Source organism: Cytobacillus sp. S13-E01 (assembly GCF_029193815.1).
Taxonomy (GTDB): Bacteria; Bacillota; Bacilli; order Bacillales; family Bacillaceae_L; genus Bacillus_BV.
Window position 1 is genome coordinate 17479 of record NZ_JARFVC010000035.1, and the last position, 12827, is coordinate 30305.

Here is a 12827-nt window from a genome sequence, read left to right on the forward strand (position 1 = left end):
GTTAAGCCTCCTTATCATCAATAGACGTGTACTTATCTCTAACCAGGTCAAGAAGCTCCTCAACTGGCGCATTAATCGAACGTACAGATGTGACAAACTGATCAACGGCTTCGATAAGCAGCTCCTCTCTGACCTTACCTAATACCTTGTGATCTGTTGTAATTTTACTTGGGTAATTCTTCTCTGTATAAATCAACCCTTGTTCCTCCATTTCCTTATACGCCCGTTGCGCTGTATTAGGATTTACTTTCATCCTACCTGCAAGCTCTCGTCTTGACGGGATTTCTACTCCAGGCTCTATTTCCCCAATTGCGATTTTTTCTTTAAAATAACGAACAATCTGCAAATAGACCGGATCACGATTATTAAAATTTACATTCATTGAAACAACTCCTATATGAACTTATGATATCTACCTTACCAAAGTGTGTGTATTAAGTGGTTCATACATCATAGGTGTATTATATGGTTAGTACACTTAACTTGTCAATCCTGTATTGTGAAATTCTTCTAAAACTACTTCTAGCATAGGTGTATTAAATCTGAACCTTTGCCGTTTCTTTCCGCTTTAGGCACTTGCTTTCCGCGGGGAGGAAGTCGAGCCTTCTCGACGGTTTTGAACTGCCCCCCGTCAAGTAGACAGTGGAAATAATAAAAATGATTTAAGCGGCTTTAGTTCTATATTCCATAGGGCTAAGGCCGTTTAATCGTTTTTGGTATCTTTCATAATTATAAAAATGGATGTACTCATCTATCGCTGTAGTAAGTTCCTCAAATGTCTTATATTTATGTAAATAATACTTCTCACATTTCAGTGTCCCAAAAAAGGACTCCATTGGTCCATTATCAATACACCGAGCAACTCGTGACATGCTTTGTGTCATCTCCGCCGTATCTATCTTAAGTTTGAACCCTTTAGAGGTGTAGTGGAATCCACGGTCACTATGGATAAGAGGATGTTCTCCATTCAATAGTGCAGTGGCTTGATCAAGTGTCTTGAATACAAGTTGATTGTTATTGGAGTGTCCTAGAACATAACGTATAATGAATCCGTCATAAAGATCACGAATCGCACTTAAATAGGCCTTTTTTGATAGGCCATACTTAAATTCTGTAACGTCCGTTACCCATTTTTCATTTGGTTTTTCGGCTGTAAACTCACGATTTAATGGGTAATACATATAAAATCCTCCTCCCGATAAACTGAACATGCTTACATTGTTGCCGAAACAATAAGCTAACAAAAAAAGGACCCCAAAAAACATTATCATATCATTAGATAGAATATCGCCTTTATGGATCCTGCCTGCATTACGAGTCACATGTCCGGTTTGTTTATTTTGTTATTTGAACCTATTATATTGAATTTAAAAAACATAACGAGGGTGAAAATAAATCCAAATGTTGGTATATAACATTTGGATTCATAAATGATTTGCACTTGCCTCCATATCTTATTAAATAGGATTAGGATAATCTCTAATATTTTACTTGGATAACTCCTATATTCATATACATTTGAATACACTTTAATATATTACACTTACGAACTTTGTGCATTTGTAACAGATGAATTGACGACGTTCTCTAAATAAAACCAGTTATTCAAAATGAGGTAAAAAGCTCTGAAATAGTCTACAAAAAAAGGCTAGATATCTAGCCCTATCTTTCTTCTATAATAAACAGGAGTTTTGTTCATTTTAATCTTTAAACAATTAATTAAATTTTGTTGATGTGATTTGAACTTCTAAGAAAAGGAAAAGTGAATCTCCTGTAAATGTCTTTACTAAATCATAAAATTTTTCTTTAGTAACCTCTTTTTCTCCATTTACCATAGCCTCATATAAACACCAGCGATCCTTATATAAGAGTCCTGAACTTTCATAACCATTCCGCTCATAAAACTTTTTCCTTGTTACCCTTTGCTCAAAATTAATTGCACTTTCATCAATAACTTCTATATTGAGTATTATTTGGTTTTTTGAGTATTTCTCTTTAATTTGAGATAGTACCAGGCTACCATAGCCTTTTGACCTAACATTACCATCTATTGCCAAATACAGAACATATGTTAAATTTTTATGGGTAATTAAATAAGTAAACCCTACAAAAATATCCTTATCGTAAATAGCAAGAAAATCTACACAATTTAGATTTGCTTTATAGAATAACAAATCCATAGGATGTCGTTCAACTTCAGGAAAAGATCCATAATATAAATCTTTTACTTTCTCGATGTCTTTTGAGTTTTTATTTATTGATTCTAATAATAGTTCCATACTATCAAATCCTTTATTTTTTTCTTTCTTCACATAAAAAAACTATTTTCTTTAAGTTTTAGGATTTCAACCCTTCCATGTTCTCCATTTGTTTTAGCCAGCCACCGCCAATATTGCACCTGTAATTAAACATAATTGGACAGTTTCTATTCACCAAGTATATCTACCATTTTTCCAAACATAAAAACTTGGATAACAACTCCGAAAATTGAGCTGATTGTAATAATAGCGGCAATCCCTTCGGCGTGAAGGCAAATTTATGATCTGAAAATAGACTAAAACAGTTTCATATGCTGATAAATCGAAAGCAAGTACAAATACAATGATTAAGGCAGTAAAGTAACGTGGATTAAGTGATCTCTTGAAATCGCCTATAAAGTTTGTTTGCTTTGTATTAGCAGAAAATCCTGCAAGCTGTTCCTTTGTTAGCGGCTCTTTTAAAATAAATATGGAGAGATGCATGCTAAAAAGGCAATGCCTGCCGCAAAGAAAAAGGCATACGTATACCGTATTCTGCAATAAAGCCACCGATGGCAGGTCCAATAATAAAGCCAGTACTAATGGCGGCAGAGATATAGCCTATCGCTTTTGACCGTTCCTGAACAGATGTAAAATCTGCAACATATGAAGTAACACCTGGCACAATAAAGGCGGCACTAACTTCCCCCTAGAATCTTTGGAAAAGTGCTTCATAAAAACGACGAACTTATTCTTAATTGGTTTCAACTGACATGATTGTCTTTCCACTCATATAAAATTAAAACTACAATTTCTGTCTCCTCTATTCTTTAAAATGAATATGTTTCTCCGTCTTCAGGTACTAAAACATTCGAGGAGATTCCTTTTTCATTAATAAAGTTTTTTAATTCTTCTTTTGATAATGTCCAATGATTGACAGCTTCCATATGGACAGAAATGATTTTTGCATCTGGAGCAGCTTTATAAACTTCATAAATGTCATCTTTACCCATAATTAGAGAACCACCTTCAGAGAGTTGAACATCCCCGCCGTTGACAACAATGATTTCTGGTTTTTGTGTTTCAATTACTTCCTGAACAGCTTCATACCAAACAGTATCTCCAGCTACATATAAAGTTTTCTCATTTGAGTGTTTGAAGACAACGCCGCACACTAGACCAGTAACCTTTAGGATTTCGCCTCTTCCATGCTCACCTTTTGTTTTAATTAATTGGATTCCTTCAAAGACTGTATGCTCTTGTAAAACCTCTACATTTTGGAAGCCTGCATTTCGAATTTCAGTCGCATCTTCTTCATTTTGGGAAAATATTTTAATCTCTTTGGGCAGCGCTTCTTTAGCAGCATCATCCCAGTGGTCATAATGTAGATGAGTGACAATAACAGCATCAACATTATGAATGATATCGTCAATGGATATTGGTAAACTAACTAAAGGATTATTTGAGTTGTTTTGTCTTAATGAAGGGAAAGGCGGGTAAGTGCCTTTTTCTGATAACATTGGATCGATTAAAAATTTCTTTCCCGCGTATTCAACGACAATTGTTGCATTACGAATTTGATGTATATTCATATATATTAACCCCTTTATATTTTAAATTTCATCTGAACAATGTAGAGTCTAAACTATGGACACATAACAGATACATAGATTAAGTAAAGTCTTTTCGCGGTTTGACTTTATTTATGAAAGGAGTTAAATAAATGTTAGATAACACAGATATGCATATTTTGAAGGAACTAACTAAGAACAGTCGGATTACAATGAAAGAATTGGGTGAAAAAGTCCATTTGACTGGACCGGCTACTTCAGCTAGAGTGGCAAAATTAGAGGACAATGGGATTATTGAGGGGTATACCATTAAAGTGAATCAAGTAAAAATGGGGTATATTGTTCACGCAATTATACATATTTATACGAAAAACACGAATCATCAACCTTATCTGTCGTTTATAAAAGAACAAGTTCAATTCGTCATAAACAACTACAAAGTCAGTGGAGAAAGTTGTTACCTTCTCGAATGTAAATTCCCAGGCAATGAAATATTAGATGAATTCTTGACAGGTTTGAGCAATTTGGCGAGCTATAAATTATCCATTGTTATTAACAAATAGTATCAATAAACAAGCGACATTGTGAAGGAATACAGTTAAGCAAACGGAGGCATTAATCCAAGAAGGATCGATGCCTTTTATGTTGAAGCTACTTATTGAATGTAGTGTATTGTTTAAAGGAAATCAAAGATCGGTCACTCAAAGAAAAATCCCTTTTTAATAGACTTAGAAAAAGTTCTTATTATTCAAGAAAAGCCTTCGTTACTTCCTTAAGATAAGTTTACATCAGTTATCCGTTCAACCTTAATTGCAACTAGTTCTTTGTGGTAATAATTTAAAAAGCTACTTATGGTCTTTTTACCTTAAAAATCAAAAAGAAAACCTTAAAGGCATAGAGCCATTCAAGGTACTTGTAGTGTTTCTACTCTATTTCAATTCCATCATAAGCATCCCCAACCCATATTATAAATTAAGCTATACGTTACATATTTAATGCGAAGTATAGGTCTACTACGTAATACAAGAGTTTATCTGTCCCGTTGCAGAAGATGATCTTTAGTGAAATTCGATCAAATTTTTTGTGATTTTGGTCACAAAAAACCCTACCTATAAAGGTAGGTTCATAATTCTTATTTAGGAAACTACGATAAATTAAAAGAAACTAATAGAAAGGGATGGTGATTTAGTTTTGATAGAACAAGATCCGTCCCAGTGTTCAATTCAGCAATTAACTTAATAGAGTAGAAAAATTAAGATTCATGACGAACTCTATGTGAATCCGCCTTTTCGATAACTAGATGTTTTCGTATTTTCACCTCTGAACGGAACTACTTGGCGCAAAATTTATCAGAAAATAGTTCATACTTTTATCTTTTACAATTTTTTTCTCCAAACTTAGGTTCTTCCCACCACTTTCTATGTAAAATAAAGGATAAATGTAACTGCGTATCAAACACTACTTATTTTTCAATTGCTCAAAAAGCTTCTCTACATTAACTATCCCTACATTTTTATATTTTCCTAAAATGACGAGTTCCATTGGCAGTTGTCCGACAGTTAGCATTTCGTCTTCGTTAAGCTGTCTGATTAAGCTTGGAATCCCTTGAAATTCTGTTGTTGTAAGTGGTACTTTTTTTAATTCATCGGTTAAGACAATGTGTTCTGTCTTATAAAATAGTAACAACTCACCATGACGATCTAAATTAATGTTTCTACGAGTCTTTTCTTCTTCAATAAAGATCTTTAACTCCTGAAAAAACAGTTCGTCATTTTTTTCATTGTATCGTTTTACATGTTTATGTAGACCATCAAGGTTGTTAGGAAGCTCACTCATGATACGCGCTTGCTGTTCGGCACCTAATCTTATTAGAAAAGTTTCAGACTTTTGAAATCGTTGTGGTAATAAGAAGGCGTCGCGAAGGAAATAGGGAACTTCTATACTCTCATTTTTATAGATAATAGTTCGAATTGTCGTAAATCCAGGTTCTTTCAATTCTACTTTTGTCGGTGTCGTCAATACTGGAACTTCTTCTTCATTGGCTACTTTTTTAGCTGAACCCTCTTTCATTGATGATAATAATAGTTCCTCTAGCGCCTTCAACCTGACTTCTAGTTCTGACGTATCATATGTTTTTTCTTTCGGAGCGGAAGGGTCTTGATAGTCAGGTACTTGAATGGAAAGTGGTGCGTACACTTCTATGTACCATTTCACTATTTTATATAAAGCCTCCCAAGAAAGCAGAGCTTCAGAATAACGAAATAAACGTGAATCATGTGATGCCTGATTACCAGTTTGACGAACATGATGTAAGGCGTCACGGACCTCTGAAGTGAATACACCCTGTTCATTTAAAAGATCTAGTCTATCTTTTAAAGTAAGAAATTGATCATCTTTTATTTCTTCATGCTTCATGACTTGTAATAATATATTCTCCACAAAAACTCTAGCATGCGTTAACATTGTCCGCGGACTATTAAAGATACTATTCTCTAGTTCACGAGCGAGAAATGCTAGTTCATTGGAGATTGGTTCTAGAAATTGGTAGAAGTAAGTAGTGTTTTTCATATGAGACTCCTCTTAGTTTTTTTTATTAGTTACATTAAGTATATCACCCAATCGTTTTTAACTCATTTAATTAATAGTCTATAAAAATAACTAATTATTGGATCAGTGATCCATTAAAATATCCTCTCTTTACGATTCATAAGAGAGGATAACATAGATTTTACAAATCTTCAGATTTCAAAATTTCCAATTAAATATTGATCCATATGCCGATCAAATTTATCATGCCATAAGTTAGGCTTGGTATCTCTTCTATTATGGGTGAGCTTTGTGATCATAATTTTTTTCTCTTTTAAATCATCCTCGGTGACTATGCATTCTTGGTGAAATCACTCTTTCATACGTTTCTTTCGTGTAAAAATAGGCTGCATTTCCCGTTTCTGCAAATTCTACAACAATAAAATCATCGATGTCCATTATCGCCATGGGTGGTTGCTCAATGATTTCAGCATCTTTCATTGTTTTTACAAAACGACCCCAATATTTAAATCGTTGATATTTAGTATCCTTTGCAAAGAAATGTTGTAGATCGTTGCGAATCATCAAGCGCTTTACCTTATCAATCTGTTCTTTTGAAAAATCTTCCCATGAAGTAAACATATATCGAGGGTCACTTATTCGATGAATAGCTTGATCCAAGATCTCAGTGTGGAAGTTTTCGAACTCAAATGCTTCTAAATATCGTTTTAGTATACTCTTGTAATCATTGATACTCAATTTAGCTAAGTGTCAAATAATTTGAGCTGGTCCTTCTCTTGTTATAAATTCCTTTCTGCCTATATGAAACATTAGTATGTAAGTCCATAATAGGGTTTCTAATTTAGTATTAGCTTGAATTCTCCACTCTTTAAATGATTCTTCTACTTTCTTTTGTTCATATCCAATTTTTTTAGCTATTTCTTGTAAATATTTTTCTTTTCCAAAGGCTTCTTCATATTGACTTCTAATCCTGGAATCGAGAGATAAAAACGAATCATTTTCTATTTTAAATGTTGTTTTTAATAATTGAAAAATATGAGGATCTTTTGGATATACATGAAAGTGATCCCAAAGCCTCCGACCGATAAAACGTTCATAACGGTGCTCAAGAATTTTAACAATTTTTAATTGAGTTGTTTCTTCTTCACGATGATAAGGAAACTCATAAGTGAGAATCCTTATATCAATATTTTTTAATCCTTTTGCAAATGCTAGGATTTCGTTTTGATTTAAAGAGAGATTACGAATATTCTCTAACAGTCTTGGAAGTCTTTTGACAGCGAGATGGGTTAAGTATTCCTCGTTGTATTTAGCATATTTTTCTTCGATTTTATCTGCCACTTCTCGTAACCTTTTTGAGTCAAAGTGAAAAGCAAGCTGGGTTTGAGGACTATTCATTTGGGTTCACCAACTTTTGGATTTCCTCAAATACTTGTTCATCTTTTAATCTGAATTTAAATTCGACACGGCGTGATTTTTCTGGATCTATTTTCCCTTCCTCATTTAACATCGGTTCACTAAATGATCGTCCGTTAGAAGTTAGGAGACTTCTCATTTCATTTTTATGTTCAAAGTCTGGAAAGTCCTCAGATAGAATTTCTTTCACCACGGCAAATGAGCGTGTTTGTGAAAGGTCAAGGTTGTAAAGATATGATCCTTCCTGATCGGTATGACCCTCAACAATAATCTGAGAAATATGGTCTCTGAACTGTTCAGATAATAATATGCCGATGTATTCGGGGATAAACTCCCTCAAACTTTCTCCACCAGCAGGGGTTACCTCATAACTGTTATAACCAAAAAATACACCACTTGAAAAGCGGATAACGCCGGTTTTAGGATCAATGTCCATCCTTAAATTAGAATGACTAAAAGCCTTTCTTAATTCCTCAATTATCTCTGTTTTTATCCCTACAACCTCTTCTATTAATTCGTCTTTCTTTTCCATCGATGTCTGATGATCAAATAAGTTCACCATTAAAAATAAAGCAAAAATCAGGAGTAATCCACTCATTAAATCAGTAAACGACATCCAATGACTACCGGTTTCTTCCGTTTGTTTACTTACAGTTGGTATTCGAAAGTTTCTGCGAGACATTAGCTCTCACTCCGTGATGTGGTATTTGTTGCTTTATCCAATACCTTATAAAAACCATCAAAACTACTATTAACTTTTTCAATATCTTCTTCCATGGTTTCAATAACTGTTCGAATATTACTTACTCCACGCTCTAAATACTCAACTGATTTGGCCAATTGTTTATCGAACTGATCAAATGTCCGCCCAAGCCCCTGATGCATATGGTCGACGAAGCTTTCCATTGATCCGTTTAGTCTTTCATTTACTTCACTGAATAATTTTCTGTTTTCTGTTAGCTGCTCCTCATTGGTACTCCAGAAATTCCTTAATTCATGTACTCGTTGATCCATTTGGTCAAGTTGTCCTTGCAACGAATTGATAAAATCCTGTTTGGATTCCTCCATCCCCTGGGTTTCTTCCAAAATTAACGCAAGTAACTCTTCGAAACGGAGCTGCAATTTTGAACTGTTTTGATGATTTTCATTAATTCTATTTAAAATGCTCTCATACTGTTCGGTAAAGACATTACTATAACTGCCTATTTTTTCTGTTAATACCGATGTATTTTCAGCCATAGTAGCTTGGTTTGTAGCCGATTCTTTTAATTCTTCCACCAATCCATTAAGCTCGTTTTGTACTTTTTCTTGCCATTCGATCGTTTTCGTCAATGTATTCCCTAGCTCTTTCATATGATCCCCTGTAACCTCATTTAAAGAATCAAGAAAATAGCGAATCATCTCATTCATTTTTTCATGCTGAACATCTTTTGTATTATTTACAATCTGTTCCATGATCTCATTACTTTTTTCTAAATGTGGACTTAATCCCGCAATAAGGCTATTTGTCATTTTCGTCATTATTTCATCAGAAAAAAATGTTTTGAAATCGTCATATTGCGTTGATTGAATTTCAACAAGTTCTTGTAATAAATTCCCTTCAGATTTAACTGGGAAAACCTGATCTAATGATCTTCGAAGAGTGTGAAATGATTAATTAATTAGCCTATAAAAATAGAGTTTATCGATGAATTGGATAATAAGCGATATTAGAATCCCAACAATCGAGGAAATAAATGCAACGTTCATTCCACCTAACAGTCTTTCAATTCCACCTTGTAATTCATCTGATGGCCCATCTGGATTTAAGCCTTCCATTCCCATTGTTATGCCTATAAAGGTACCGAGAATCCCAAGTGAAACGAAAGTCGCAGGTATACTCTCAGCTATCTTTCGAAAACCTTGTTTGGTTACCAAGTCTTCTTCTAAAAAATATTGGTACACATCAGGTATACCCTTAGACTGACGAAAATCTTTATAAAATGAACTCCAACTGTCTTTAATCACCTTAGGAATTGTCTTTTGATCTTCGAACCATTCATTTAACTGCTGAGCCTTTTGTTCAGAGTCTAAATCTTGATATGTCTCATTGTTAAGTTCATTTTGAACTGCCTTTGTTGCATTTGTAAAAAAACGATATTTATAGAAGATATTAATGAGATAACCACATGCCAATATAATTAAGAAATATATGTATATACTTCCAAACAGATTAAACTCAGATGTTTCCATTGTTGCCTCCTGTTAATCCTTACTCTACTACTTCAGATGCCGGAGAACATTGTTAAGTCCTTGTAAAATTGATGAAAACTACTTCAAGCTGCAAAATATGTATAATATAAATTCTTTTCTTAATTGTGTAAATTTATGTAAAGTAAACTTAATTAAATTTTGTCCATGATCTAATAAGTTATAAATATAGGGTGCTTTTGAATATAGATTCTCTTCTTGTACATTTAAAGAAATAGTAGTAAGTTGGTGCATACTTAGATCATTTTTAATAAAATCTAAATCCAATGAAGATACTTCAGATTAATTTGATAATCTATGAAGTCTATTTATTACTAGAGATTCTCATGTCCCTTCTCATTTAACACAAGCTATATAATTAATGTATTAACAATTGTAATCAAACTAATAGTCGCAAAAAAGAAGTAACTACTTCCACCTGGACAAGTATGGATAGTTACTTCTTTTACGTATGATACCATATAACCTTTGATTGCGACTAAGCCAGATGGTTAAATCACCCAGGTCAGCTTAATCTTTTGAAGTTGTTAAAGAGATTTTCTATAAATATACGGATAGGGAAGGATTCTAGAAGTTGAATCTCGATTATTATCCTTCTAACCTTTCTAATTCCCTTTTTATTTCTTTTTTAATCTCTATATACCTTCGCTTGAGGAATTGCTCATAGTTACTAGAAACACTTTCAAGATCTGTATCTGGAAGACAATGCCCCCATTTTGATGTCTCTTCTACATATTTTAAATATCTATCCGGCGAATTATCACGTATTCTAAGATTCGAAACTGATGAGATATATGTCCTATTTAAAGGACTATTCAATATATGTTTTTTATCAGCTCTTATTTTCTTGGATGATTCGTCTATTGTAGTTGCATCTCCAAGAGGTATAATGTGATGGTCATGTATCTCTAATGGAATGGAAACTAGTCCCTTTTTTATTAATTTACATGAGGATATATCCCATGTATTAAGCCGAATTTCCTCTTCTGAAATTGGTAAAAAATCCTTTGGTTGCTTACTTAGTATGAATTGAAGTATCCCAATACTAACACTACTTCTCAACTCATTGTTCTCATCTTTTAATAATAGTAGTTCTTCATTAGAATATCCTTCTTCTGATAATACTTTTTCGTACAAGTATTTAAAATTGTTGTTGCTATTTTCACTAACCCAAGCATTTAAACTTTTAATATCTTTAATACTTTGTGAGTTTTGAGCTTCTCTATAAGCTCCCCCAAATAATGAAGCCCAGTACCAATATTCTATTTTATCTAGTTTGTCTTTATTTTCCCAAACATCATCTTCCTTTAACAAAAAAGCAATTGGTAAAATCATTAATTCGTAGGTTAACTTATTTATTTCTGTAATCCCTAATCTCATATTTAAGAATGCTAGAGATCTAATTAACGATTTTAGTACGATTTGAGTATTATCATTTATTTGTTCATAATTAAGTCCAAGGATTTTATTTCTTTTTATATAATCAACTTTCAGTTCCTTAATTTCTCTATTTTCAAAATGAGAAATAATAGATAAGAGATTTAGATACATTTCTTTAAAACTTTTTGATATTTTATTATCAACGATAGTTTTCATGTTTGTTGCAATAAATTTCTTAGGTTTGTCACCTATAATATCCTCACATAGTGCCTTGGAAAGATCAATTTCCTCTTCTAAATTTCTCATAATTCTCTGTGATAAAGATCCTTCATCACTATACCCAGATCTTGCAGATTTAGCTACAATCAAATCAAATGTGTTTAAATCCGTACCACCTTCATTTATATTTTCAAATATTGAAATTGCTCTACTTATTTCATCTGATGGTAGTTGTATAATCGGTACCTCTTGATCTAGTAATTCGCTTAGAAATTTATTGACTTTTTCAGTCCATTTTGCACCTAAAATTGACCAAGCATCCCTAATCTTCTCTTCATCATCAAGATACTCACTTATCATTGGGTCAACTGGTTCAAGAAGAGTAATAATATCCAGTTCTCCATCTTTGACCGCAGCCTTTAATTCTTCAATTCGAGAGTTTTTTATAAACTCTATAACATATTCATGTAGTGGTTTTTCTTCTTCTTTTCTTTTGCTATTAAACACAGAATAGAGGGGAATTAGGCTTGCTTCAGCTGCTAGTTTAGCAGTAGCAACCTTTAGTTTATTTGATTTAAGCAAATTACCATCTTGATCTTTCGGTGAGAACCCTGGGTTATACCACTCATTAGTTTTCGTTTTATATATTTTTTTAAATTCAATAAATTCTATTACTTCAACTGGCTCAAGAAGCTTAAATCCATTGAACCTTAGATTTTTCCATCCAAATATGTCTGTTTCATTATTTTTTGGAATAACCCTTACAAACCACCTATTATTTAGATCTGTGTACATCTTACTCCATGTATCAACCCAGTTTTCCTTTTCGTTATAGTAATCAGATAATATAGTTTTTAAACTTGATACCCTTTGTTGACCATCTAACAAATAAAAACAATCATCTTTTCTTTCGGAAAAATTAAGAGAAGTCGGGAAACATAGCTGCTTTGCTGCAAAATCTTCCTTTTTACCTTCTAGAATTAAAAGACTTCCTATTGGCAAATGTGTTAAAAATGATGATAATAAACTTTTTTGTTTTTCTTTTGCCCATTCAAAATCTCTTTGAAAGTCCGGTAATATTAATTTCCCGTCATCATTTTTATCAAATAAGTCACTTAATTTCATATGTTTCTCCTTTGTATTAAAGTTATTGTTTCTCGTTAGTCTAATTTTTTTATGGATAGTTAACATTAGAATCTTCGATTGA

General features: G+C 33.0%; 11 protein-coding genes and 2 pseudogenes. 1 reads left to right on the forward strand and 12 read right to left on the reverse strand.

What is annotated here, in order from left to right; genetic code table 11:
• Position 1 precedes the first annotated feature (1 nt).
• The 5 genes and pseudogenes from PY093_RS17415 to PY093_RS17435 all read right to left on the reverse strand — a co-directional run bounded on the left by PY093_RS17415 (position 2) and on the right by PY093_RS17435 (position 3829).
• Positions 2-382, reverse strand: a complete 381-nt coding sequence (locus PY093_RS17415) for a GntR family transcriptional regulator (RefSeq protein WP_275647087.1) — start codon at positions 380-382, stop codon at positions 2-4.
• Positions 383-662: 280 nt separating this feature from the next.
• Positions 663-1169: pseudogene (locus PY093_RS17420) on the reverse strand (IS3 family transposase); the annotation flags it as partial.
• A gap of 546 nt (positions 1170-1715) precedes the next feature.
• Positions 1716-2279 (reverse strand): GNAT family N-acetyltransferase, encoded by a 564-nt coding sequence (locus PY093_RS17425; RefSeq protein ID WP_275647088.1) that lies wholly within the window; start codon positions 2277-2279, stop codon positions 1716-1718.
• Between the two features lie 105 nt (positions 2280-2384).
• Positions 2385-2946 (reverse strand): annotated as a pseudogene (locus tag PY093_RS17430) (MFS transporter); the annotation flags it as partial.
• Between the two features lie 121 nt (positions 2947-3067).
• Positions 3068-3829: an MBL fold metallo-hydrolase gene (locus tag PY093_RS17435; RefSeq protein ID WP_275647089.1), complete on the reverse strand. Its 762-nt coding sequence runs from the start codon at positions 3827-3829 to the stop codon at positions 3068-3070.
• 131 nt (positions 3830-3960) lie between these two features.
• Between PY093_RS17435 and PY093_RS17440 the strand changes: the two genes are divergently transcribed.
• Entirely contained in the window at positions 3961-4371 is a 411-nt protein-coding gene (locus tag PY093_RS17440; protein ID WP_275647090.1) for an Lrp/AsnC family transcriptional regulator, read from the forward strand.
• A gap of 895 nt (positions 4372-5266) precedes the next feature.
• Here PY093_RS17440 and PY093_RS17445 read toward each other — a convergent pair.
• From PY093_RS17445 to PY093_RS17475, 7 genes are all read right to left on the reverse strand, one after another.
• Entirely contained in the window at positions 5267-6376 is a 1110-nt protein-coding gene (locus PY093_RS17445; protein WP_275647091.1) for a DUF4145 domain-containing protein, read from the reverse strand.
• A gap of 297 nt (positions 6377-6673) precedes the next feature.
• Positions 6674-6976, reverse strand: coding sequence for a hypothetical protein (locus PY093_RS17450; protein ID WP_275647092.1), 303 nt, complete (start codon positions 6974-6976; stop codon positions 6674-6676).
• Positions 6977-7105: 129 nt separating this feature from the next.
• On the reverse strand, positions 7106-7753 hold the full coding sequence (locus PY093_RS17455; protein ID WP_275647093.1) for a hypothetical protein: 648 nt from the start codon (positions 7751-7753) through the stop codon (positions 7106-7108).
• A complete protein-coding gene (locus PY093_RS17460) occupies positions 7746-8453 on the reverse strand; it encodes an OmpA family protein (RefSeq protein WP_275647094.1) in 708 nt (235 codons plus the stop codon). Before PY093_RS17460 ends, PY093_RS17455 begins: the two co-directional genes overlap by 8 nt.
• Positions 8453-9292 carry a hypothetical protein gene (locus tag PY093_RS17465; protein WP_275647095.1) on the reverse strand — a complete coding sequence of 280 codons (840 nt, stop codon included), beginning with the start codon at positions 9290-9292 and terminating at the stop codon, positions 8453-8455. Before PY093_RS17465 ends, PY093_RS17460 begins: the two co-directional genes overlap by 1 nt.
• 132 nt (positions 9293-9424) lie before the next feature.
• Entirely contained in the window at positions 9425-10003 is a 579-nt protein-coding gene (locus PY093_RS17470; RefSeq protein ID WP_275647096.1) for a MotA/TolQ/ExbB proton channel family protein, read from the reverse strand.
• A 606-nt stretch (positions 10004-10609) separates the two neighbouring features.
• Complete coding sequence (locus tag PY093_RS17475) at positions 10610-12745, reverse strand: DUF262 domain-containing protein (RefSeq protein WP_275647097.1); 2136 nt, start codon at positions 12743-12745, stop codon at positions 10610-10612.
• Positions 12746-12827 lie beyond the last annotated feature (82 nt).